Here is a 25,940-nt window from a genome sequence, read left to right as displayed (position 1 = left end):
TGTAGCCTGGGTGAAGGCAAAGCCGTAACCCGGGTTTCGCTGCGCTGCACCCAGGCTACAATTTTTCATGAAGCAACCTTTCTTCAAACACTCTCTCATTTCAGTCATCTTAGAAGAACAAGGTCTCTAAATAATCTTCAGGATTTCCATCATCTTCATCAAGGAGATGATACACATTGTTCTACATTGCCGTAGCGAGTATTAGTGTTGTAGCCTGGGTGAAGGCAAAGCCGTAACCCGGGTTTCGCTGCTGCACCCAGGCTACAATTTTTCATGAAGCAACCTTTCACGAAAATTTAGATTGCTTTTGATGCGTTTGAAGACAGTATTTTCAACCTTCATTTAGAATGAAGAACTTAATGTAGCTTTTGTATCTAAAGTGATGTCTTGGTCCAAGACATTGGTTTTTTTACTAGAAGCAGCCAATAAGCCATTCTTGGCTAGACCTTGCATGACAACGTGATCGCTTGCAGGCTTTTGCCAAGCTGGAATCGCGACAGGTTTTTGTGCAAGCACAATGGGTGGTTGAGGTATCGGTTTTCTTCCTGGATTGAGTTCGCTTTCTTCTGCTTCCAATAATTTAAGTTGTTCGGTAGTAAGTGGTTTCATTTGACTTGAATAGGCAAAAGGAAGCACGCGAAGTTTAAACACTAAGGAAAATGCTTCGAGTTTACTACTTAATTCAGTATAGCCATGTTGTAATGGTGCTGAATACGTTGCTTGCAATTGGGATGGAGATAAAAGGCAGATGTTGTTCAGATCCGTACGATAATAAATTTTTTGATCTGCGCCTAGCAGAAGCAGTGGTTGCGGTTGGCGATATTGATCGTCAATATCCGGCATTTGTTCCAGACCACCATATCTCGATTGCGTAGGAAGTTCACTTCCTTTAAATACCTGATGCAGATCCTGCAACGAATCGCTCATCCCCGCCAAACAGGCTTGCTTGTTAAAATAATTATTCGAAACATCAAAATCGCCATCACCACCTGCCTCAATTGGAGGTTCGCTTTTATCAGGAGTAGGGTCATAAACGCGTTTGGTGTAGACAGTTATTCGGTTTAATTCATCGTGCAAATTATTGACTAAAATACTGCCCCAAACTCCGAAGCGCTGTGGCAGTAAGCTACGTAGGTCACCCATAAATGCAATATGGCCTGCAGCAAAGTGATCGGTATAATAGTGAAAACAAAAAAACTCCATTCCCAAAGCTAAAGCCTGATAACGATGAGCCATATCCTGCAATGCATCACGATTTAAGCCATTAGGTATCTGTTCGAGAGTCTTGAGTAAGGCGTTGAATTCGCTATTCTCCGATTGATAATCTGAATGAGCGAGTAACTGGGTTAGCTCATAATAAATGCGTGCATATTTAAGCGCTATATGGTGACCTATAGTGTAAACACGGACCGACCATGGAGTAAAATGGGATAAATTCCTATTCAAAATTTCACTGTAGTTTTTTACCCTCAGGGCAAACATAAGTTGTTGTACATAAAAATTGAGAGTACTTGAAAATGGGATGTATTTGGCATTATTTATCGTATAAATCGTATTTATATCACTTTGCTGCACGTTGCTATTGGCTAATCGTTTATAAGAGCTAATTAATTTTTGTTCTTCGTTTTCGCTAACAGGCTCTTTAATTAAGTATTCTCCTAATGTTTCGCAAGTACCTGTACTGTCATAAGCTCTTGGGTTTGCCTTAAATTCAGCGATGCTTGGTAAATTCAAAGATACCTCTCGACCGCCAAAATAGTCTCCAGACATGGCAATAATCTCACCTGCAGAGAGAGTTAATCCAATAGACCCAGGCAGACCAAATTGGTTGAACCCTTGCAAATGTATGTGCAAGCTCCCTTTTTGATCAATATGGGTATAGGGATTATTTTTTAAGGTCTCCCAGTCTAGAAAATTTAATGCATCACCTAATTCCGTGTGTTCTGTCGTATCCATAAGCGAGCTCCATTTTTCTTATTTTTAGTACGCTAAAAAACAACGAATTTCTCAATGCTGTTCCAGTATTATGCTAATAAAAGGAAGGGGTAAATGTTTAAATATAGAAGTGAGATGTAAAATTTTCAAATAAGATCAGTTTCATTTTTATATCTATAATTAAGGAGAATGTACCATTTGAGATAATGATGACAGACGAAAAAAAGGAATCGCTAGGATTACATCGTAATACCTTATTTTCGACTTCTGAAAGTAGCACGGCGTCTTCTAAAGATCGCCTAAAGGATTTTGACGCAACAAAGCAGAAACAATGGCTTGAATTTAGCAAAAACGTGATTCAAGATTTAGGAACGAGAATATCCTCTTTTCCTCAAGTACCCCCTGTCGTTCATCAAGATATTCATTGCCCTGCAGAAATGCTTCACTCGCGAGTAGGTTGTACTTATGCTTGGCTGGCCGATAAGCGACGTGAAGTAGCCAAAATGTTGAAACAAGGTCCGCTTAGACATCAATTTGGGTTAATTAATAAAGCAGGTTTTGTATCTACTGATGCATTTAATTTATCTCAAGATCTGCCTGGCCAAAAGAATCTGATCTATGAGCATCTCATTGATTTAATGCATCAAAACAAGGAACACATTGAGGTAATACAGCAACAACATAAACTGGGGGATGGTACAAAATATACGATTACGATCAAGTTAACTGGTGAGGAACGTGAGCTATTACATCAAAAAAATGAAGCGTCACAAATTCCATTTGTTGAAGACGACATTATTCTCACGATTACTTTTGACGATTACGGTAAAGAAGACAGCAGAACCTCTATCGTAGTTGATCATCGGCCTACCCCGTTTAATCAAAATTATCGTGATAGGTCCAGCTATTTTCATGTGCAATTTGAATTAATCGAACCTTATTTCCAGGCTTGCTGCGATTGGAATCCTGATCATGATATAAAGGATTTTTTAGTTAATGCAGGAAAACTTGCACATCGTCTTGCTCAATTGCAACCCGTTGGTCGAGGAAATTCAGCAATTGTTGAATGGATGATCCGAGGGCTTGCCAAAGAAAAAAATATTGAATTAGGACCTTTTAATCAGAATGAATTGGGATGGGATTTTAAAGCATTTTTAACTCCAGATAGCAATGTGTATGCACATTGGTTTGCTGACAGAGCATTTACTAGACCTGCATTAGCAGAAAGCGAATATTTAACACCCAAAACATTGTAAGGTTTGGGGTTGATGCCAACGAGTTTGAAACAGACCTAATAACTCAAAAAAATAGTTAATTATTTTATTTTCGATAATTTACAAATTTTCGAAAATAATTAATAATGTCTGAAGTTTTTAAACGAGTGTAATAAACATGTCCCAAATGAAAACAAAACAATCCAAGGCAAGCTCTGTATTAGAGAAATTACGCCGTGATCTCGTGAGTGGCTTTTTCGATCCTGGGCAAAAATTGCAAATGGAGCACCTAAAAGAACGCTATGAGGTGGGATATAGCCCTTTACGTGAGGCATTATCTCGTTTGGTCTCTCAAGGGTTAGTTAACCTCGAGGATTTATGTGGTTTTTCTGTACCTTCTTTATCTTTAGAAGAGTTATATGACCTCTATGCAGTTAGAATTCAGATTGAAACACATGCTCTAGAGTTATCCATGCAATATGGAGATGTATATTGGGAAGCAGATGTTATTGCCTGTTGGCATCGATACGCTAAATATCTTACCCCACAACCCAATAATCCATTGGATCCCGTCGAATGGGATGCGTTTCAAAAAGAATTTACTTTTACCCTTATCAAAGCCTGTCAATCACCTTGGCTACTCAAAATTCAAGAGATGTTATACGACCATTCATCACGTTATCGTTTTTTATGTTTGGGCCGTCATCATCATGATGAAAAGGTATTGGCTGAATTGAGACAAGAAAATGAGGATCTGGTCACCGCGGTATTAGCACGAGATAAAGAAAAAGCAATTCAGATTTCACAAGTAGGCTGGGATACCTCAATTAAAATTATGGCAGAGAGTTTAAAGAATAAAAAAAACTAAGGGATAGTGATGCCTGAAAATAAAAAAAATTATTTACTCATTCCTTCTGTACCTACTCCAAATGGACGCTTGCATCTGGGGCATATTGGTGGACCTTTTTTAAGTGTCGATATACTGGCACGATATTTACGTCTTTGTGGACATTCAGCTTGGATCATCTCAGGGACAGACAGTTATGAATCCTATGCTGCAGGAAAAGCAGAGGAAGAATATGTAACTCCTGAGGAAACAGGCCATCATTATCATGGCTTAATTGCCCATGATTTAAAGTCAATGCATATCCAATGTGATCAATTTGTTAATCCACTTGCTGAGCAGTGGAGAACACCTTATCAAACATGGCATGAGCAGATTTTTCAACAATTATTGGAAAATAAGGCCACGGTTTTATTAAAAGAGAAAATGCCCTGGGATGAAAAGAATCAGCGCTATTTGAATGGATACTGGCTCCAAGGCAATTGTCCAGCATGCTTTGAAAAAACAGCAAGCTATTTTTGCGAAAATTGTGGGGCACATTTTCGGCCTGAAGAAATGATTTACGATCCTCATGCACCTAAAAGGGAAGTTGAAAATATATTTTTAGAGCTGCCAAGACACGTTGAACTAAGCTCCAAAGGAATCAATAAAAATATAGAGGCACTGTTTCAAAGTTATCAAATTTTGCAAAATAATCGATTCAGGCTCACTACCCAGTGTGAGTGGGGTTTAGCAGATAACACAGATCATACTCATTCAAGAACTTTGTTTAGTTATGGTTTTGTATTTACCTATTTTTTAATGTTTGGAGAAATCGCAGGAAATCTCATGGGTATCAACCAAAATGCATTTGCTGTAGATTCTGAGGTGATTACGATTTCCAGTTTTGGTATCGATAATTCATTGCCCTTTTTAAGCAGTGCCTTAGGGATTAGTGCCGGATGCCCTCAATACAAGCCATTTGATTATTATCTGGTTAATTATTTTTATTATCTTGATGGCAGTAAATTTTCAACAAGTCGGCAGCATATGATTGGTGTAGATGATGCCATTAATCAAAAGGGGCTTTCCAGTGACCTCATTCGACTCTATTTGGCCTCAATCGATGTCCGTAATCAAACGGGTAATTTTGTCTTGGATGATTTCATCCATTATTACAACAAAACCATAGATTGGCTTGAACACTATATTGCTCAGGGAATACTTAGGCTCCCTGAAGTGGTCACCTCCATTTGTGAAGAGCGTTTACAACATCAACTACACGATTTGTTTGCAATCCAAGAGCATGCATTACAACCCAATCATTTTTTTCCACATCTTGGGATTCGTTCGCTCAATGATTGGATGATACTGGGGCAAAATTTAGAGCGAAGTTCAAATGATTATTTTTGGTGGTTAAAAGGATTTACTTTGGTGATTTATCCCTATATGCCGGAACTGGGAGAAAAAATTTGGAATGCGCTGGGATATAATGAATTACCCGTCCAAGCTGATTTTTTTTCCAAGCCGCCTCGCCCATTGCAGAAAGAAATAAAACTCACTCTAAAACGAATTACTCATGAATTTGAAATGCATACTGAAGGATTAAGTTATGAACCAAATGCGTCATGATGAACTGTTTGATTTGCTTGGAGTAGGAGTCGGACCATTTAATTTGAGTATTGCCGCACTTTTGTCATCTGTCGAAACGATTTCCAGTGTTTTTTTTGAACAAAATGAGGAGATGATTTGGCATCCAGGGATGCTATTTCCCAATGCAGAAATTCAAGTCAGTTACTTAAATGATTTAGTGACGCTTGTTGATCCCACTAATTCCTATTCATTTATTGCCTATCTTGCAAAGCACAAACGATTGTATCGTTTTATCAATGCCCAATTCAAAAACGTATTACGAACTGAATTTAGTCATTATTTAAATTGGGTGAGCCGGTCATTATCTAATTTATTTTTTAAAGAAAATGTTGAGGACATTTATTTTGATAAGTCACAGTTTGTCATGCAAACAAGGCAGAGAAAAATCAAAGGAAAGCATCTTATCTTAGGCAATGGTTTAACGGCAAAAATTCCTGCGTGCGCCAAACGTTATCTGGGCCGAAATGTATTTCATAATAAGAATTTCTTAATCAATCCAATGAATTGGCAAGGAAAAAAAGTGGCGCTTATTGGGGGCGGGCAGAGTGGTGCCGAAATCGTGCAATACATTTTATCTCATAATGCTCAATTACCCTCAGAATTATATTGGATTTCCAAAAGACATCAGTTATTACCTATGGATACTTCTCCTTTTGTGAGTGAATTTTTCACCCCAAAATATACTGAATATTTTTTTCATTTACCGGAGAAAGAAAAAGCTTTTTTATTACAAGAACAGCTCTTGGCCAGCGATGGTATTTCTTTTCATTTGCTACAAGCTATCTATCAAAAGCTTTATAGCTTGGAGTTTTTAGAACAGAAGGATAAGTTTTTTAAGTTTTTATCTCGACATGAATTAACTCATATGGATCACGAATTAGGGGCATATCAGCTTATGTTAACTGAGCTTGGGACTGAGAAAAAAAGCATGGTTTCAGCAGATATTGTGATTTTGTGCACGGGGTACCAATGGGAGTTTCCATCTTATCTTTCTTCATTGTCTGAAAAAATACCGTTAAATGCTGATGGAACATTTTGTGTGAATCAGGACTTTTCCATCACTTGGGAAGGGCCGAAACAACATCGCATTTATGTACAAAACGCAGCACGTCATTCTCATGGAGTTGCTGATCCTAACTTAAATGTTATGGCATGGCGAAGTGCAAAAATTATTAACAGCATCGCGCAATCACAAATCTATGATCTGAATCATGAGAATACGCTCTTAGATTGGGAACAAGTATACGGGGAGCAAAAATATGCTTCACTTGCTTGAGCCGGATGCTTTAACAAACCCAAGATTGGTTTTTTCTAGTCCTGAACATCTTGTTCCTGGTGTTGTAGTCGAGCCTGTGGATTTTGTTGCAAATCAGGCATATCCCCCTTTTCAAGCAACTTATTTTCAAGTGTTGCCTCAGTGTGAAACCCCACTGGATTATCATCAAGAACAAGAAGTTTGGATTGTATTAAATGGAAGTGGTATTTTGACTTATGAAGGAGTTTTTTATTTCCTGAATGCACAGGATATTTTTTTCTTTGCATCGTTTAAACAACATCAAATCCGTAACCACACACAACTCCCTCTGCTCATCTGTTCTATCTATTGGTAGGGATTGTGTGAACACAAGGAATTTTTTTATGAAAAACTATAAGGTGAGGTGGTTACACCCTGATGATAAAGAAAATTGGTTAACGATGTGGCAGGAATATATGGAATTTTATCAAACATCTCTGCCTCCTGAGGTAGTAGATAATACGCTGCATACCCTGCTCACTGATGATAAAAATTCTGGCTGTCTTATCGCCTGTGATTCTCAAAATGCAGTGGTTGGTTTTCTAACTTTCATCATTCATATAAGTACTTGGGCTATAGAACCAGAATGTTATTTACATGATTTATACGTGAAACCGCAACATCGAAAAACAGGAGTAGCCAAAAAACTTATGGATGAGTTAAAACAACTGAGTAGCCTAAGACGCTGGAGTAGAGTATATTGGCTCACCAGACCAGATAATCAGGTGGCTCAAACTCTTTACGATAAAATTGGAAAAGGTGAATCTTGGATGGTCTATACAATGTTTGATAAGGTCTAGTAGGTCCTTAAGTAATTTTTAAAACGATCGAGCATGGGAGCAAAAGGTGATGTTTTTTAAAAGGATGTTGCGTATAGGTATGGGAGGGTGTCTTGCATTGTCATCATTGATGGTATGGGCTGGCACTAATCCTGTTGATTTTATGGTTATACCCGGTAATGGACTCCCCGCAACTACAATTTTAGGGGGAAGTTACTCATTTAAGTATGTTTTAACTAACAATTTGCCCTTTGATGAATCACTTAAGCAAATATCTTATACGATCAATGGAAGTGGTGGTTTCACCGTTAATGATGCCTGTAGTAATAAAACGCTAACGGCAAATGGAGGGCAATGTACCATCACGGTGGCATTTCAACCTGTGACAATCGGTGCATCTAACATTTCTTTTACGTTGAGATATGACAATAATGTCGTTCCATTACCTACCTTATCGACGACCATCATGCAACAAAGTGTGCCTTGTAGTGAGAGTACAGGTGAGGTAGCTCCCGTTCCACTAGATCCTAGTACTGTTAGTATCAACGCTGCAGGTTGGGTTGCCAATTGTCCTTTTGGTTATAATTTGGTTTGCAAGAGTGGAACTGGGGCTGTAAATGCCCTTTGTATTAGTGGACAACCGCCAAAAATGGGAAATTTTTCACAGATTGCGCCAGAGATGACACTTATTGATGAACTTACAAGTCTTCCTTTTCCCGCGGATATGATACCTCCTTCTAGAATCCCCCCAGCGTGTACATTCCCTGGCCCTGCGGCTGTTGGGCCAGCCAAGTTTCCAAATATTCCGAATACCACGGTTTGCGTGGCATGTAACGCATTCAATTGTTAATGTTTCAAGCGCTCTTCCCCTCTAAGTAGGAGAAGAGCGCTTGCCTTAAAAACAGGCTCTACAAGCGCAAAGTTCAATCACATTAAAAAGTCAAATAAGTTTTTTTGAATGCAGTAATGACTCTTAGCTACAAAAGGAGTATACATACCAAGGAACTAGTTGCAGTAAGCAAAAAATAACCTTTGAGATGCTTTTTGCTTATGAAAAGAGATAAAGAAAATGCAAGTGAAGCAAGAGTCAGAAGGGATTACCAATCCAATAAGAGTAGAGATTGGTTTTAGCGAAGAGGGGAACCCCAAAGTAGTGTTCAAGGCAATCACTGAAGATGTAGTATCCATTGATTTTTTAATCGCCCCCGATATAGGATGTTTCAGTCCATTTACTCCCAGTTATCCATCAATAGAAATTCGCTGTGATGTGGTCCAAGATCTGATGCCTCAAGAAGATTACGAATATGGTTTGATTCAAAATTTAATTTCCAGTAAACGTGAAGCTTTATATTTTGATCCAGAAAAGAATACGACTTATAAACTCAGTAAAAACCACGATGCGTCTTTAGGTCAAATCAGGGATGGTGGTCAATCAGAAAAAGATCCTTATTATGATGTGGCGAGCCGGAGTATTGGGCGTGATAAGAAAGCGACTCTGATATTAAAGGATAGTCCAATGTTTTCGGTTCCAAGAAAATCAGAAACTCATAAGGCTTCTCTTACATCCATGGAAATCAAAGAAGCATTTGAGGTATGGTTTTATGCAAAACATTTCCGAACAGGGGAAGAATATTATAAAAAACTATGTCATTGGGACATTCAATATAGTTTAGGCTTCGAAGAGATCAAGGCATTATCTACTTTAAGTCCTTTAACTCCAGGTAAGGGGCAGGTAACTTATCGTGTTAAGAAAAGTCATGAGCTTGGAATGAAAGCGAAACCTGATTATTTAGTTGTTCAAGGGGAAAAACCGGATGAAAAAATTAGATTAATCGATACAGATAGAAAAAGGGATAGTGAGTTTTTTAAAAGGCCCAAGGAGGAAGGTAAAGAAGGGGATGAACGGTACCTAAGTGAGGCGACGCCGCATTGATTTCATGAGTGGTTCATTTTTAATCTTAGGTAAATGGCGTTCGAATCCCAGGCCTGTTACTTCAATTGCGAGCTTTAGCTTCTTGGCGGCCTCTTCTCCTGATAAAAAAACCGAGAGTTCTTTCGAACATCAAGAGCCACCAACCTATCATTGATTGTAAAAAAATTAATAATACATTAACCTAATTGGTTACTACTAATCCAGAAAATTAGAGAAGGCCCCTAATTAATGAACAAAATTATAAGTATTGTGTTGGCTGTTTTTGTTACTGCACAATTTAATTCTGCACGCGCAAGCGACTTTTTTGCTGCACAACCCACCTCGTGTATCAACTCCAGTTTCAGTGCAACCGGTAATGCAAATTGGAAAAACATTTCGCTTAAGTTAACGAATAATTGTGGGCAAAGCGTCGATTTTCAGAATACCAAAATAACATTTGTGGATGCTTCTTCTCTTGATACCTCATTTTGGGGCGATTTTTCTTCTTTATCCTATCCGGATAACGTCTTGCAAATTACCTCACAAACACAATCAGATGGAACTTTTTTAGCAACACTTAATTTACATTTTCCGACGACAACCGGCTCAAACAGCGTCTTACCTAAAGGCAGTTCCGTAGTGCTCTATTATGGCGCACCTACAGCAGATTATGTAGCAAATAGTGTTAATGTTTATTTAGGCTCCCCACCTAATACAGGGAGTATTGCCGTTAGTGTACAAGCGTTACCGTCGCAACTAAATGGCTATACAAATAATCCTAACGTCACCGCTACAAAAACAGATACTGGAGCCTCAGTAAATACAAATGCACTCTGGAATGCAGTGACTCCGATTGCACAACTCGAAAGTGGTGGCACGTACACGCTTTCTACTCCTAACATTATTTTTAATGGAGCGAATTGCGTTCCTACGTTTACTCCTACATCCGTAGTGGCCAGTGACACACCGCCAACTGTCAATTTAACCTATGTGTGTTCCGCCGTAGCACAAGAAACAGCAACTATAAATGTCAGTGGGGCTCCTGTATCCCTTACGCAAGTTAATGTTACTTTGACTCCTAATGATGGATCTGCCGCTTTGACTCAACGTGTCAATTTAACCAATGGTTCTGGTTCTGCATCGGTTTCGTTGACTTCAGGAACGGTTTATACTTTGTCAACCAGCTCTATTCCAGGTTATTCCGCACATTTTAGCCCTCAACCCTTGACGGGGGCTATTGGTGCTGTTGAAACGATTACTTTTTCAGCAAGTTCAAGCAAAGTTTCTGGATGGCCAAATTATATTGCTATGGGGGCAGTCACTGATGATTCACCGATCACGCAAACTTCATTGCAATCACGTCCAATCGATGCCATTTTCAAATACGGTGGATTAGGTGGAAATGGTGATCCAGGACAGATTGTTTATCCAATTTTTGATTTGGAAACAGCACAACAAGCGCAAGCGCTTTCTGCCTCTTACCAGCAACAACAATTGCCCAATAAAGTGATTCCTACAATGGTTATTTATACTGCTCAGATGAGTGGTGGAACCAGTTTTACTGACTTTGAATACACTAATATGGTGATGCACTATATTAATCTGATTATGGAAGCGCAAAAGCTCCAATCATTTCAATCAGCACAGTTTAATTATCCGGGGGCGATTATCTTAAATCCGGATTTATTCGGCATGCTGCAACAAGAAAATTTACTGGGTGATGTCAATACGGCGATCAGTCAAGTGCAACTGCAAAAAGCATTACAAACAGCAGTGTGTTTTGCAACTTCAACAATCGATACAAACTATGGTCCGGGTTTAAATTATGAAGCATTATTCCAGGCAATCCGTAGTAAAACTACGGATAATTGGTCTGCAATGAGTACCTGGGATGGTTATAAGATGCAATATTTTAATAACTGTACTGCGAACCCGACTGTTCCAACTTCAATAACTATACCTAGTTTTACCAATGATTTTCCAGGTTGGGTACAATCAACTAATTGGCTTATACGTCAATTTGCTCCCAATGTTACTTTTGGCTGGCAAGTGAATTTATGGGGAGTTGGCAGTTCCAATTGGGTGCATCAAAACTATGATGCAGTGACATTAAAAGCCAATGTTTCTGATCCAACGGTTGCTTTAATTGAGGCGACTACTGCTTATCAAGGCAATTACAAACCAGATTTTATCGTGTTTGATAAATATGAAATGGATGCGATTCCTGGTGCTGTTGGCTCAGGATATTTATTTAATGCGCGTGATTGGTTTAATGTATTGAATTACGCCAACAACATTAGCGTTTCTTTGGGCAATGTTCCTGTGATGCTATGGCAAATCCCAGGAGGTCATTTACAACAAAATAATGATGTGGATACTCGAACAAGTCATGCATCAACCGAACCTGACTTTTTCTTTGGCGATTCACATAATCCTTTACTTAACTTAAAGTCCTACATCGCAAGCACTTCTTTATCAAGTTCAATTTATGGTACGAGTAATATTATAAATTATTTGATGATGGATGCTAACGGGGGGAATACTTATATTTGGCAAACAAGTAATTTACAACAAGCGGCCAACAGTAACGTGTTCGCAATTCTTTGGGGAGGAGGTAATACGACCAGTGTAGGTAGTTTCCCTAGTGACGATGGAGGTTGGCTTGCCAATAAAATTAAAAATTACTATAAAAATCCAGTGAACTTGCCATTGCGTTAGATTTCAATAGACCAGATAAAGGAATAAGGACATTTATAAATGCAAGAGCTAATTAAATCGACGCTTTTTAATGCCCAGTTACTCAGAAGCTTAGGGTGTGCTACCTACCAGGGAGCCGAAATTGGTGAGTGTCTTGCAATCGCGAATCAAATAGAACCTGGCAATAAAGAAAGTTGGTTTGCGCGTTGGTCTGCTTTTGCTGATAATAATTACAGCATGGCTGAAACTTGTCGTAGTCAAGGGTTGCACTTTGATGCAAAATTAGCCTTTCTGCGCGCCTCTACTTATTATCGAACCGCTTATTTTTTCCTAGAGGATGAACCTTCAGATCCGCGAATTGAACGCGCCTTGCAATGCAGTATTCGCGCTTTCCATCAGGCGCTTGAGTTTTTTGAAAGTCCTGTGGAAAAGGTAGCAATTCCCTTTGAGCAAACCCCCTTACCTGGTTATTTGTATCTGAATCATGCCACAAATCATCCCAGGCCCATTTTAATTGATACTGGTGGAGGGGATAGCACCAAGGAAGAAGCTTATTTTAGTACGGCGGCTGAAGCATTAAGTCGAGGTTTTCATTGTTTGACTTTTGAAGGCCCTGGCCAAGGCAGTATGTTGCGTTTAAATAAAATACCCTTTATTCCTGATTGGGAGCGCGTGATCAAACACGTTGTTGATTTTATTATCAAGCGCCCGGAAATCGACCCCAATAAGATTTTCTTAATTGGACGCAGCTTTGGTGGTTATCTTGCCACCCGGGCTGTAACCAAAGAAAAACGAATTGCAGCATGTATTGTTGATCCTGGAATATTGGATGCAAGTGGTAATCTAGAAGCTAAATTTCATTCGTTGGTGGCGAAGTTTCCTGATTTAAACAATGTTTCCATAGAGCAGGCTGTAACACAAATTATGAAAAAAGATGAACATTTACGCTTTATGTTAGAAAGCCGAAAATGGCGATTTGGTGCTAAAACCATTGAAGAAATGCTTACTAAAGCTCGTGATTACACTGTGACAGGATTAGTTGAAAACATTCAATGTCCCATGTTGGTTTGTGATAATACTTTAGAGTACATCACATTAGGTCAGGCAAAAAAACTCTATGATCGGTTACAGTGCAAAAAAGAATACATTCTTTTTAATGAGGAAGAGGGGACGGGTGGCCATTGCGAACCGCTTGCACCAAGATTATTTAGTGCAAAAATTTATGCATGGCTTAGTAAGTTATAAATGTTTTTCAAAATCATAAAATCAACTGCATTGATGACGCAAACAAGCGAAGCATAGAATGGGTAGAAATAAATGGATTTACTGTCGTTAGTCACTTTGAACAATCAAGCAGTACTCACCAAACTAAGTAGTTCTCTTAATGGTTTAACTCATGCGGAAGCCCAAAAAAGGCAAGCATTGTATGGGTTTAATGAAATGAGACAAAGCCCTTATCGACTGGTTATTATGGAGGCAATTTCGCACTCAACGAATCCTCTTATTGCGATATTGTTAATCGCGGCTGTGGTTTCAGCATTTACTGGGAATGTTGTGAGCTCTGTGATTATCATTATTATGGTGATTATGAGTATTGGCTTGGATTATTTTCAAAGCCATCGCTCTTTGGTAGCCATGAAAAAATTGCAGAAGCATATTGCATCCACTGCAAATGTTTTACGAGATGGTCAATGGGGCGAAATCCCATGCCGCGAATTGGTTTCTGGCGATATTATCCGTCTTGTAGCCGGCGACTTGATTCCTGCTGATGCTCTACTACTAAAAGCGAAGGACCTGCATGTTCAACAAGCTGCGCTTACTGGTGAGTCCTTACCTGTTGAAAAAGAAGCAATTCAAGAGAGTAGTACTCCTCAAAATCCCCAAGAGGCAAAAAATGCGGTTTTTTCAGGCTCATCAGTAGTTAGTGGTACTGCTACAGCTGTAGTTGTAGCAACCGGACAGAATACTCAGTTTGGTGATATTGTCAAAAGTCTTTCCAAAGTTGCACCGCATACCGAATTTGAAAAGGGAATTACCCGCTTTGGTTTGTTTATTATGAAGGTGGTTTTTTTTCTCGTGGTCTTCGTGTTTGCGGTTAATATTTATTTAAAACGCTCTTTGCTTGAATCTCTGTTATTTGCAGTAGCCTTAGCTGTTGGACTTACTCCTGAGCTATTGCCGATGATTACTACTGTGACGCTCGCCGCAGGTGCAGTACATATGGCAAAGAAAAATGTGATTGTCAAAAATTTATCCGCAATTCAGAATTTTGGCAGTATTGATATTCTTTGTAGTGATAAAACCGGTACTATCACCACTGGTGAAATGATTTTGGAGCAATATATTGACCCTCTGGGAAATAAATCCGAGAACGTGATGTTGTTGGCCTATTTAAATAGTTTATGTGGTACGGAGATTCCTAATCCATTTAACATGGCGGTATTAAAAAGAGTAAACATTAATCCTCTGGATGCAGCGATCTTAAAACACGATCATCCAGACGTACAAACCTATCATAAGGTAGATGAAATTCCTTTCGATTTTGAACGACGTCGCTCCAGTGTTGTTGTCGATAAAAGTGGTTCGCACATGCTGATTGCCAAAGGTGCTCCCGAGTTTGTGATCTGCGATTGTACCCATTATGAGCTGGATGGAAAAATCCATTCCTTGGATGACACGACACGTAAAAAAATTGAATCCACTTTTTTATCCTTAAGTGAGCAAGGTTATCGCACATTGGCTGTTGCTTACCGTGAAATCGAAACAAAAGCTTCTTATCATATTCCGGATGAAAAGAGCATGGTTGTGGCAGGGTTCCTTGCTTTTTTCGACCCTCCTCTTGAGGAAACTCCGACAATCATCAAGAAATTATTTAAAGAAGGGGTCAAAATAAAAATTTTGACTGGTGATAATGAATTGGTTACACGCCATGTCTGTCAGCAAGTTGGCCTTGATGCAAATCGGATGCTTCTTGGTGAGCAATTGAATCATATTACGGATATGGCATTAGGAGAGATTGCAGAAGAGGTCGATGTGTTTGCTCGAATTTCCCCTATGCAAAAACAACGTATTATTAGTGTGCTTCGTGCTCGGGGACATGTAGTAGGATATATTGGGGATGGAATTAATGATGTTCCTTCATTGCATTCGGCTGATGTAGGAATTTCTGTTGCGGGTGCGGTGGATGTAGCGCGTGAAGCAGCGGATATTATCTTATTAAAACGTCATTTAAGCGTGTTGTTGAAAGGGATTCTCGAAGGACGCAAATCATTCGGAAATGTAATGAAATACCTTATGATGGGTACCAGTTCTAATTTCGGGAACATGTTAAGTATGGCGGGTGCTATTCTTCTGTTGCCTTTTTTACCGATGCTACCAACGCAAATTCTTTTAAATAATCTTCTTTATGATACATCGCAAATTGTGATTCCAACGGATAATGTAGACCCTAGTTTTGCGCGTAAACCAAAACATTGGGATATAGGGATTATTCGCAAGTTTATGTTTTATATTGGCCCCATCAGCTCCATTTTTGATTTTATCACTTTTTTTGTGATGTTGAAGGTTTTTGCGGCAACCGAAGCATTGTTTCAAACTGGTTGGTTTGTTGAATCTTTAGCGACTCAAACACTGGTAGTATTTGTGATTCGCTCAGTGAAAAGCCCTTGGCAAAGTAAGCCCAGTAATCCCTTAATCATCATGGTATTATCTGTAGTTTTTATTGCTACTGTATTGCCTTTTACATCACTTGCTACATTTTGGGGATTTGTCCCTTTACCGCCATCCTATTTCTTGTTTTTAGTTGCTGCAACTCTAACTTATCTTTTTTTAGTGGAAATTATTAAAAAGAGACTGATGTGGCGGTGGATTGAAGATCAGGGTCCATAACCTAATCACCGAACGGTGAGCTAGTTCTGTAGTCTGGGTGCAGCGAAGCGGAACCCGGGTTTTGTTGGTGTAGGCCCCCCGGGTTTCCTGGGCGCTGCATCCAGGCTACACTAAAGGATTGGGAAATTTTTGTAAGTAAAGTTTCCCAAATTGATAAGACGCATAATCAGTAATATGGCCAGCATCACGATATATGGGAATGCCGTTAACGTCTGCTTTACAGATATTTTTCATACATTGTACTTCTTTAGGGTCGATTATGATTAATTGTGGGTACTTACTTTTCATTTGCTTAAACAACTGATTTAACCATTGAACTTCATTAAAGGTAAAATCACATTCGTGAGGCTTATAAGAGGTTCTTAGTTTTATATGTTTAAAAAAACAATCATGGAAATTGTTTTGCATTGTCGCCGTTGCATGAATGAGTACAGGTTTTGCTCCTGAGGCAATAATGATTGAGAGTGCTCTGTCTAAAGCGGTTATAAATCTTTTTCGGGCTAAACGATAAGAGCGTTTATCACCCAAGTTATTTATGATTTTATCACCGAGATAATTACTCCATAATTCTCCAATGATGACATAATCATAGTGATGATTTTGAATCATTTGATAAAACTTTTTGGTCAGCTCATGACAGAGTGGATAGATTTGATTTTTAAAATTCCACCAATCATAAAGATAAATATCAGGTAAGGTTAAGCAGGAAGATACAGTCTGCATTAAAATGGAGACATTTGCTGCTTGTCCTAGAACGTCCATAAAACCCCAATTATGATTGGCAAATGAATCCCCGATCATTAATGCATGTTTGCTGTCTGATTTTTTGGCACCGATGGTGCATTGTCTATTGATTTTATTCGAAGAGTCAGCCATGCATAAAGCTCTTTGTGGGCTGTCGTATTGGTTTAATTGTTGATATATGGTTAATAGTTCATCATTAAAACGTTGAGGAAATCCCTGATTTATTTTAATGAAATAGTCAGTCAGATGTAGGGCAATTATAGGAGCTAATAATAGGAGCACAAAAGCATAACGAAATTGCATTTGCTTGCAGCGTATTGAAGGTTTTTCAATAAACCGCCATGAGAGATAAGCTAAAACAAAAGTTAGGCCAAATGCACCTAATAAAACAAAGGGGGTTTCTAAGATACTTTGATATCTCAGAAATGAAAAAACAACCCAATGCCAAATATAGAGAGAATAAGATAATAGTCCTATGAAAACCAGAGGCTTACTCGAAAGGAATTGGCTCAAGATATTTCTAGGAGAACATGTCCCTATGAGGATAAGTAATCCTGTTGCAATACACACTGCAAAAGCATATTCATTAGGGTAACCGGCCAAAATAGGATTAGAGCTGGCAAGATACAGTAGGGTGATTAATGCCAGACTTCCAAGTAGGTTTAAAAGATATTTATTTTTGACAAAAAAAGTCACCGGAATGAAGACGACACAAGAGCCAATTAAAAACTCAAAAATTCTGCTGGAAAATAAGTAGTATGTATGTGCAGACAAAGTTTTCGAATTGTATAACGAGCCGAGAAAAGCGATAAAAGTCAGTCCGATTAGAAGCGGAATCAAGTATCTTTTAGGGGAAAAACGATGCAATCCATAGATAAGACACGGTAAAAGGAAATAGCATTGCCATTCTATTGAAAGAGACCAAGTATGGAGCAAAGGAATCTGATGTGTATCTGGTGAAAAATAATCAGTGGTCGTTTTATCAAAAAATAAATTAGATAAAAATAAAGAGGTTTTGCGTGCACTTCTACTGTATTGCATTAAATCATCAGGTAAAAAAAACAATAAAGCGAATGCAGTAGTCGAAAGGAGCAAACAAATAAATACAGGCTGTAAACGCCATAGTCTTCGATTGTAAAAGTCTGAAAAAGAAAAGGAACCTTGTTGAAGTGATTCATGGATAATGCGGGTAATAAGAAAGCCAGAGATAACAAAAAATACGTCAACCCCTATAAATCCTGATGGAAAAAAGGAGAGTCCTCCGTGATAAGTTAAGACCAGTACAATCGCAATGGCTCTGAGTCCATCAATATCGGGTCGGTATTTCATTCGTCTTGAACAAAATACCAATGCTATCATCTCAGTTATAGTTTATCCATAACCTCATGATTATTGGGGATAGATCGAATTGCCTGTGAATCAATTCATTAAGTAAGTTTTATAAAGACTTAATTAGGATGTTGTTTTGTGATGTTTTTATCTTTTAATGTTAAGTGCACATCCATTTAATTTGTTCAATTTTGATACTATTATAGTATATAGCCGTGTTATTGTGATGAGGGATATCCAATCATGCTTCATACGATGAATCGATTAAATAAAATAAAGTATCTTGAGACTTTGCGTACGGTTTTTGTGAGGGAATAATGCATCCATTACGCGTTTTTTTTGCAATTAACTTTCCAAATAAAACACAAGGTAAACTATCGAGCTGTTTACACTCTTTACAGGAAACCATCTCTTCAGACTATATTCGTTGGGTCCAGGTTGAAAAAATGCATATTACATTACAATTTCTCGGTAATTTACCACCGGAACAGTTAATATCTGTGATTGAGCAGGTGCACACGACAATAAAAAATCTACCGACATTTCAACTTGAATTGGGGCATTGGGAATGGTTTCCAACCTCACGTCATCCTAAAGTTCTTGCATTATCAGTTCAACCACAGGCTACTTTAGCTGCACTGTCAGATGCGATTGGGAGCGCTCTAATTGCCTTGAATATTCCAGTTGAAACTCGCCCATTTCGTGGGCATTTAACTCTGGGACGAGTGATTCGGCATAAGGTGCCCCACGAACTATTAGAAACAATAAAAATGCCGATTATTCCACCAATTGCAGTAGGTAAGATTTATCTCATCGAAAGTAGGCCTGAAAAAGGGAAGCAAAATTACTATCCGCTGGCAGAATTTAAATTAGCTTAGTTTTGCTGAACAACAAAACATTTAGGTGGCTGTTTCCATTTCGCTATTTTGGCCAAGATAGTAGAAATGCAAACAGACCCTAACCATAAACACGTAACAAATATTCCATAACAGTACGTAATCCCATGACTTCACCACCTTCTGGTTTACCAGGTTTACTCTGTTCACTCCAGGCCATAATGTCAAAATGTAGCCATGGTGTTGTTTTGGTGATGTAACGTTGGAGAAATAAAGCCGCTATAATTGCTCCTGCATAAGGATAATCACTGCAGTTGGTCATATCAGCAATCGAAGACCGCAAGAATTTTTCATAAGGTGCATACAGAGGTAATTGCCATACCGGATCAGCTGCTTTATGAGATGCATCAATTATTCCTGAGGCCAATGATTCGTTATTTGTGAAAAATGCGGACATTTCAGTGCCTACAGAAACACGGGCTGAGGAGGTTAAGGTCGCGAAGTCAATCAACAGATCGGGATGTTCCTCACATGCTTTGACCAAAGCATCGGCCAAAATCAAACGTCCTTCTGCGTCCGTATTATCTACCTCTACTGTTAAATCATTGCGCATAACTAAAATATCACCTGGTCTATATGCATTAGGTCCTGTGGCATTTTCTACGGCAGGGATAAGCAAATGTAAGCGAACAGGTAAATTACGCGCCATAATCCATTGAGCGAGTCCTATCACATGTGCAGCACCGCCCATGTCTTTTTTCATTATCCGCATGCCATAAGCAGATTTAATATTCAGGCCTCCTGTATCATAACAAACCCCCTTGCCCACCAAGGCAACACGAGGATTTTTCTCATCACCCCAGGTTAAAGAGAGCAAGCGTGGTTCTGACTGAGCTGCACGGCCTACAGCGTGAATGGCTGGAAAATTATCACGCAACAATTCATTACCTATCCACTGTTCAAATTTTGCGCCATAGGTATGGGCTAATGTTTCAACTGCATCTGCCAGTTCTTTAGGCCCCAGATCACTGGCCGGTTCATTGATTAGATCACGTACTAAAAAGTGTGTTTGAGTTAAAAGAAGTAAATCATTAAACACTTGTGGCTCAACCACTAAGACTCGGGGTGGCGCAGTGTTTTCTTTGAATTTTTCAAAACGATATTGTGCCAATCCCCAATATAAGGCCGCTTCCTGAGAGCAAGTATCTTGAACTTGATAGGTATTCGCGGGCAATAATTGAGCTGCATGAGCCATTGCCAAGACCTGATTTTCATCTCCAGTCCCTACATAGGCTTTCTCTAATAAACCATCATTGTTATAAAACAAGCAACAATCACCAATTGTTCCTGTAAATTGCATTTGCCCAAAATAGTTATGCTCAACCGAAGTGAATGTAGGATTTTGTTCTTCCCATTGTTTTTGAGACATAAGATAAAGGGGAATTGGCCTGACGCTATCTACTGTATAAAAGAGATCTGCTTGCATGTTTGTTCCTGTGATCGATTTTTATTTGCAATTGATAATTAATTATTTGTTCTGATTTATTTTTTGTCAAAAATAAAATAAATTTAATTTTGTGTGATAAATTTTTGCACGAAGAACATATTTCACTAAAAATTGATATGCTTAGTAAAAGAGAACTTAATTTTATCGTTGGGAACTTTTACGAAATGAATGTGAAGAATGAACGGAAGCTTGCTGCGGATTCTTTGGGAATAGGTGAATCCATCGTCATGGGAACAGCAGGGTCAGCACCTGCTTTTAGTGTTGCTGCAGCGACAGCAACACTTGTCGCTACTGTCGGTACCTTAGCCCCGGGAAGTATTTTATATTGCGGGTTTATCATGTTTGGTATTTCTTTAGCATTTATTCATCTGAATAAAGTAATTGTTAATGCAGGTGCATCCTATGCCTGGATATCCAAAATTTTTGGTGTTTATTTAGGTTTTTTTGCTGGCTGGGCCGTTTTAGTTTCTTCGGCTGTGTTTATGGTTTCAGGTTCCATTCCTGCAGCTACAGCAACTCTCTTACTCGTCGCACCTCATTTGGTAGAAAGTCCTGGGTGGGTGACTTTTACCAGCATACTCTGGATAACCATGATTTCAGCTATAGCGATTGCAGGGATTAAACCCACAGCATACCTTCAGATTCTGATGACTGGTTTTGAAGTGATCGTCTTATTTATAATTATTGGTGTGGGGTTAGTCAAATTTTCCCATCTTCCTGCACATCCTTTCTCATTTTCATGGCTCTCATTTACCAGCTTTACTCCCGATTTGTTTGCAACAGGTGCATTAACTGCAGTGTTTTTCTATTGGGGTTGGGATGTTACCCTTAATTTAAATGAGGAAACAAAAAATACTCGGCATGCGCCGGGTCTGGGAGCCTTTTGGTCTGTATTGATTATTGTATGCATCTATGTAAGTTTTGCTATTGTAACGCTCCTGGCGCTCAATGATGATGAAATAAAGCATGCTGGAACGAATGTAATCTTTGCTGTCGCAGAAAAAATAGTGCCACGTCCATGGAGCTACTTAGCAGTTCTTTGCGTGATGGTCAGTACAATCGGCACCTTACAGACTACAATTGTGCAATTTACGCGAACTCTTTTTGCTGAGGCACGTGATGAAATAATTCATCCACGTTATGCGACCCTACATCAAACCCGAAATACCCCCTGGATAGCAATTCTTTTTATCTGGTTTTTGGGCGTGATTTTATTATTTTTATCTTCTAATTTTTCAACAGTGAATCTTATTATTAAAGACTCTGTGCATGCGCTTGGTCTTTTGGTTGCTTTTTATTATTCGTTAACTGGTTTTGCTTGTGCTTGGTACCATCGATTTTTATGGAAAAATGTTGCTGAATTACTTGGCTATATTATTTGGCCTACTTTTAGTGCTTTATTTTTGATCTTTATCGGATGCTTTAGCATCCCTAAATTTGATTTGGTGACGGATATTGTTGCAGTAGGCGGTATTCTGCTGGGATTTGTGCCCCTATTAATTCGTTATGCAAAAGGAGCTCACAAACCAAGAGAGATGCCCTAGTGAGATAGCTTTTACATGAACGTAAAGGAGTGTATATGTTAGGACAATTTTTAAGAAAATTAGTTCTTTGTTTTTTTGTGTTTCTATGTTCTGTACTTATGACCAAGCTCGCTTATTCAGATAATGAAGGCCATCCGGTATTACATACTCTGAAACCGGGAACACTCATAGTTGCTACTTATTTTACCAATCCTCCTTTTGAATATTTAAAAGATGAAAAGGAAATTGGTTTCGAAGTGGATCTGATCAAAGAGATTGCCAAACGATTGCATTTACATCTTGAGTTTAAAAAAACGCAATGGGAAAAAATTATAAATGAGTTAAGAGAAAATCATTACGATCTAATAATGGGGGCGATTACGATTAATAAGGATCGCGAGAAAATAATCGCATTTTCCAAACCCTATATGACGACTACTCTAAGCATTGTGATTAATAAAAATAAAACACCTCAGGTAAAAACCATAACAGATCTAAGCAAACTGACTATTGGGGTACAGGCAGCAACGACAGATTTTAATATCGCCAAACACATGCAAAAAAAGGGACAAATCCATGGGATAAAAATATATCCATTTAAAAATTTTAATCTGGCGATAGAGGATTTAATTGCTGGTAGGGTAGGAGCTGTGATGAAGGTATTTCCTGTTTCTTATTATTATGTGGAACACCATCCTGAATTACATATCCTTTCTGCTGTCCCCAATGCCCCCCAACCATTAGGGTTTGGCATGAATCAAGCTAATCAGGAGCTGGTTAAAGCCGTTAATAAAGCCCAAGCAGAAATGCAAGCAGATGGAACCTATGAAAAAATTTATAAGAAATGGTTTGGCAACGATTCGAATAAGAACTAAATTTGTAGCCTGGGTGCAGCGCAGCGGAACCCGGGTTAAAGGGGTTATTCGTATTTAGAACCCCGGGTTCCGCTGCGCTGCACCCAGGCTACAATGTCCCAGTCACTGGGTAGGACTATTGTTTTGAGCAGGAGCATTACTTTTAAAGTTTTGATAAAGTCCGACCAATTCTGCAGTGCCGATAACATGTCCAGTCATTTTATCTAAAACGATGTCTCGAGTAGTACCATCACCTAAATTTAATACGGTATCCAGAGCATATAATTTAAAGTGATAAGTATGTACTCCTCCCAGAGGAGGAGGGCAAGGGCCTCGATATCCTAAGCCTCCCCAACTGTTTTTTGCATTTGCAGCTCCTGGAGGAATTGGGCCTCCAGCACCTAATTCTTTTGTAGTTGGTGGTATATCAATTACTATCCAGTGTGTCCAAGTCCCTCCAGTTGCATCCGGATCGTCAACTACTAGAGCGAGTGACTGTGTATTGGGTGGAATGTTATACCAGCTTAAAGGCGGGGATTGGTCGAGTCCATTACACGTATATTGGTCCGGGATCATTGAATTCATTTTAAAGGACGAGCTTTCGATGGTAAACGTATTCGCAAAGCTGCTGCAGTGAAAAAAAGAGAGCGCTAAGAGCAAAAGCAGGGAATATTTTTTCATTTTATTTTTACTCCAAATTTATTTAAAAATTAGCTAATTTAGACAATAAAATACTGCTATGAATTCATGAACTAGAAAAGTAAATGATATTGCAGTGCTTACTTATCTTCAATTAGGTACTTCCATATTCTTTCGAATAAAAAAAATTCAGATGAAAAGATTTTAAAGATTGATATAATCCACGCCCCTAAGTTAGTCTAATATTTTGTCACTAAATTAAATTTATTGGCATGTTGGTTTTATATGTGGAGTCTAAGGTATATAGGGTGAAAAAATTTTTGAGATCCTCTCAGGGTATAAATGCCAGAAACGTAAGTAATCTAAGGTAACTGACAACAGGCCTTAATATCGGAATTAGTTGTTTTCTAAAGGAAATTACAATGCAAAAAAAAGTTGAATCAAAATATGAAAAAATACAACCAAGAAGTATTAACTCAACATCTCAAGATGCACAAAACAACGAAATAGCAATCAAAATTTCTGAAGCTTTTGCTGCTTCTGATGCACTGGATCAGTTAGATAATATCCCTTTAAAAAATGACGAGCCTGAGCAAAGAACTCCAATTAATGATTCTAACGATATAGATGATAATTCATACGGACTTTGGAGTATTTTTAACTCGTTCGGTTTGTTTAATGCTTCTGAGGATATAGATGATAATTCATACGGATTTTGGAGAGTCTTTAAATCGCTAAGTTCACTTTCTCTTCCGATGGCACTCTCATTTACTTTTAGTTTTGAGATTTTTTTAATTGTTTTATTACTTAATACGCTCAGTGAAAATGAAGACGAAGTTGCTGCAGCCACATTAATTTCTACGATGATCAATACTCTTTTAGTCATCGGCATGGCTCCTTTGTTTTCTATGAGTGTGGTGGCTAGTAATAAAATTGGTGAGCTCACTGAAGCTGAAAAAAATGGTGAAACCAATGAAGTCGTCTTGCAGGAAAAGCGTGAGTATATTGCTGGCATCAGTCGTAATGGTCTTTGGTTGTCTACCTTTCTTACCCCACCAATTATGGCTGGAATGATCTTCTCCAAACCTTTATTAACTAATCTTTTTGGCCAGAATGACCATGTAGCGGAACTTACACAGAATGCTTTACGTATTTATTCACCTGCAGTAGCAGGAGTATTGACACGAATATCAACGGAACAAATGATGTTTAGCTTTGGACGTTCTACACCAGCAATGCTTATGGGATTAGCAAGTCTTGCTGTGGGAACAGGAATTTCTGCATGGCTTGGATTTGGTGGTTTAGGAATACCTAAGATGGGATCCGCAGGGATTATCGGTGGTTATGTTTTTGAAGCTTATTTAACTTCTTTATTGTATGCGCTTTATTTAGCCAAGCATAAAGATTTTAGTCAGTACGAATTTTTCAAGATTTTTAAAAAATTTAGCGGGCAGTTTGCACAGCTTAAAGAGCTTTTGCAAATAGGCGGATCGATTACTTTATCGGTTGCAAGCGAAATGGCAATGTCTCTTTCAGTAAGTATCCTGTCGGGCGCGTTGGGTACTAAAGAACAAGCAGCCATAACTAATTTAAATCAGTACATATTTTTTAATTTTTTATTATTAGCTGGGTTTGGGCAGGGTAATTCACAAGAAATTAACCGGCTGATTGGTGCAAAAAGATACGTAAGTGCAAGTAACATGGGTAAATATGGATTATTAACTACGCTGATTTATACAACTCCAGTTCCTTTATTTTTTGCTGTGATGCCGGGCGTGCTGGTTATGGGAAATAATTCGAACCAAATAAAAGATATTCTTAAATATTTGGCGCCTATTATGTCGACTGGGGTTATTTTGGATTCAGCACGCTATAATCTATTACAACAATTAAGAGTTTTAGGAGACCTCAAGGGGTCAACTATTATTTCAGTTTCCGCATTATCTTTGGGAATAACAGGATCAGCTCTTCTTGGACTTAAAACGAAGTTAGGAATTTATGGTGTGGCTGCAGGCTATACTGGAGGAGTGATTATTGCCCTTCCTGGATTAACCTATAGATGGCGCAATCGCATCAATTCGGACAGAATACAGGAAATTGCCGAAGAGACACCTCAAATTGATGAAGAGGCACCCCAAATTGTTAAAGAGCCACCTCGTGCACTTACATCCTCTGCAAATTGTCTTGAGGGTTTTTTTAGTCGATTACTCAAGATGAAATATAAGGATGAAAAAGAGAATTTGTTGGAACATAAAGGGAAAACATATAATACAACAGATAAGGTGACAGTATTTGCATGAATAGGGATATAAA

The 25,940-nt window shown here is 38.6% G+C and carries 20 protein-coding genes; 16 read left to right on the top strand and 4 right to left on the bottom strand.

Annotated features, from left to right (window positions below; translation table 11 throughout):
* A partial coding sequence (locus tag Lstg_RS18075; protein ID WP_238585476.1) for a hypothetical protein occupies positions 1 to 195 on the top strand: 195 nt, incomplete at its 5' end.
* A gap of 147 nt (positions 196 to 342) precedes the next feature.
* Here the strand turns inward: Lstg_RS18075 and Lstg_RS16975 are convergent.
* The gene (locus Lstg_RS16975) at positions 343 to 1,956 is read right to left on the bottom strand and encodes a hypothetical protein (RefSeq protein ID WP_058478799.1); all 1,614 of its coding nucleotides are present in this window, start codon (positions 1,954 to 1,956) and stop codon (positions 343 to 345) included.
* A gap of 185 nt (positions 1,957 to 2,141) precedes the next feature.
* Between Lstg_RS16975 and Lstg_RS16970 the strand changes: the two genes are divergently transcribed.
* The 11 genes from Lstg_RS16970 (at position 2,142) to mgtA (ending at position 16,195) form a co-directional block, all read left to right on the top strand.
* Complete coding sequence (locus Lstg_RS16970; protein WP_274519325.1) at positions 2,142 to 3,191, top strand: hypothetical protein; 1,050 nt, start codon at positions 2,142 to 2,144, stop codon at positions 3,189 to 3,191.
* Between the two features lie 136 nt (positions 3,192 to 3,327).
* On the top strand, positions 3,328 to 4,017 hold the full coding sequence (locus Lstg_RS16965) for a GntR family transcriptional regulator (RefSeq protein WP_238585475.1): 690 nt from the start codon (positions 3,328 to 3,330) through the stop codon (positions 4,015 to 4,017).
* A 9-nt stretch (positions 4,018 to 4,026) separates the two neighbouring features.
* Positions 4,027 to 5,604 (top strand): methionine--tRNA ligase, encoded by a 1,578-nt coding sequence (locus Lstg_RS16960; protein WP_058478798.1) that lies wholly within the window; start codon positions 4,027 to 4,029, stop codon positions 5,602 to 5,604.
* Positions 5,585 to 6,901: a lysine N(6)-hydroxylase/L-ornithine N(5)-oxygenase family protein gene (locus tag Lstg_RS16955; protein WP_058478797.1), complete on the top strand. Its 1,317-nt coding sequence runs from the start codon at positions 5,585 to 5,587 to the stop codon at positions 6,899 to 6,901. Before Lstg_RS16960 ends, Lstg_RS16955 begins: the two co-directional genes overlap by 20 nt.
* Positions 6,885 to 7,235, top strand: a complete 351-nt coding sequence (locus Lstg_RS16950; RefSeq protein ID WP_058478796.1) for a cupin domain-containing protein — start codon at positions 6,885 to 6,887, stop codon at positions 7,233 to 7,235. The genes Lstg_RS16955 and Lstg_RS16950 overlap by 17 nt, the downstream gene beginning before the upstream one ends.
* Before the next feature lie 28 nt (positions 7,236 to 7,263).
* Entirely contained in the window at positions 7,264 to 7,719 is a 456-nt protein-coding gene (locus tag Lstg_RS16945) for a GNAT family N-acetyltransferase (RefSeq protein WP_058478795.1), read from the top strand.
* A 49-nt stretch (positions 7,720 to 7,768) separates the two neighbouring features.
* Entirely contained in the window at positions 7,769 to 8,548 is a 780-nt protein-coding gene (locus Lstg_RS16940; protein ID WP_133129216.1) for a hypothetical protein, read from the top strand.
* Positions 8,549 to 8,767: 219 nt separating this feature from the next.
* Complete coding sequence (locus tag Lstg_RS16935; protein WP_058478793.1) at positions 8,768 to 9,631, top strand: hypothetical protein; 864 nt, start codon at positions 8,768 to 8,770, stop codon at positions 9,629 to 9,631.
* A 228-nt stretch (positions 9,632 to 9,859) separates the two neighbouring features.
* Positions 9,860 to 12,328, top strand: a complete 2,469-nt coding sequence (locus Lstg_RS16930; protein WP_058478792.1) for a hypothetical protein — start codon at positions 9,860 to 9,862, stop codon at positions 12,326 to 12,328.
* Positions 12,329 to 12,367: 39 nt separating this feature from the next.
* A complete protein-coding gene (locus Lstg_RS16925; protein WP_058478791.1) occupies positions 12,368 to 13,552 on the top strand; it encodes an alpha/beta hydrolase family protein in 1,185 nt (394 codons plus the stop codon).
* A 72-nt stretch (positions 13,553 to 13,624) separates the two neighbouring features.
* Positions 13,625 to 16,195: a magnesium-translocating P-type ATPase gene (gene mgtA / locus Lstg_RS16920; protein WP_058478790.1), complete on the top strand. Its 2,571-nt coding sequence runs from the start codon at positions 13,625 to 13,627 to the stop codon at positions 16,193 to 16,195.
* 105 nt (positions 16,196 to 16,300) lie between these two features.
* Here mgtA and Lstg_RS16915 read toward each other — a convergent pair whose 3' ends face one another.
* Complete coding sequence (locus Lstg_RS16915) at positions 16,301 to 18,268, bottom strand: acyltransferase family protein (protein WP_058478837.1); 1,968 nt, start codon at positions 18,266 to 18,268, stop codon at positions 16,301 to 16,303.
* A 317-nt stretch (positions 18,269 to 18,585) separates the two neighbouring features.
* On the opposite strand from Lstg_RS16915, the gene thpR reads away from it, so the two are divergent.
* The gene (thpR, locus tag Lstg_RS16910; RefSeq protein WP_058478789.1) at positions 18,586 to 19,146 is read left to right on the top strand and encodes an RNA 2',3'-cyclic phosphodiesterase; all 561 of its coding nucleotides are present in this window, start codon (positions 18,586 to 18,588) and stop codon (positions 19,144 to 19,146) included.
* 79 nt (positions 19,147 to 19,225) lie between these two features.
* Here thpR and Lstg_RS16905 read toward each other — a convergent pair whose 3' ends face one another.
* Positions 19,226 to 20,590: a leucyl aminopeptidase family protein gene (locus Lstg_RS16905; RefSeq protein ID WP_058478788.1), complete on the bottom strand. Its 1,365-nt coding sequence runs from the start codon at positions 20,588 to 20,590 to the stop codon at positions 19,226 to 19,228.
* A gap of 185 nt (positions 20,591 to 20,775) precedes the next feature.
* Here Lstg_RS16905 and Lstg_RS16900 point away from each other — a divergent pair, with 185 nt between their 5' ends.
* Positions 20,776 to 22,155 (top strand): APC family permease, encoded by a 1,380-nt coding sequence (locus tag Lstg_RS16900; protein WP_058478787.1) that lies wholly within the window; start codon positions 20,776 to 20,778, stop codon positions 22,153 to 22,155.
* Between the two features lie 35 nt (positions 22,156 to 22,190).
* Positions 22,191 to 23,009: an ABC transporter substrate-binding protein gene (locus Lstg_RS16895; RefSeq protein ID WP_058478786.1), complete on the top strand. Its 819-nt coding sequence runs from the start codon at positions 22,191 to 22,193 to the stop codon at positions 23,007 to 23,009.
* Positions 23,010 to 23,111: 102 nt separating this feature from the next.
* On the opposite strand, the gene Lstg_RS16890 is transcribed toward Lstg_RS16895, so the two are convergent.
* Positions 23,112 to 23,669 (bottom strand): YbhB/YbcL family Raf kinase inhibitor-like protein, encoded by a 558-nt coding sequence (locus Lstg_RS16890; protein ID WP_058478785.1) that lies wholly within the window; start codon positions 23,667 to 23,669, stop codon positions 23,112 to 23,114.
* A 380-nt stretch (positions 23,670 to 24,049) separates the two neighbouring features.
* Between Lstg_RS16890 and Lstg_RS16885 the strand changes: the two genes are divergently transcribed.
* The gene (locus Lstg_RS16885; protein ID WP_058478784.1) at positions 24,050 to 25,927 is read left to right on the top strand and encodes an MATE family efflux transporter; all 1,878 of its coding nucleotides are present in this window, start codon (positions 24,050 to 24,052) and stop codon (positions 25,925 to 25,927) included.
* Positions 25,928 to 25,940: the final 13 nt, after the last annotated feature.

Source organism: Legionella steigerwaltii, from assembly GCF_001468065.1.
Lineage (GTDB): Bacteria > Pseudomonadota > Gammaproteobacteria > Legionellales > Legionellaceae > Legionella > Legionella steigerwaltii.
Note: the sequence above shows the minus strand (reverse complement) of the source record. Positions and strands in the feature narration are given on the sequence as shown.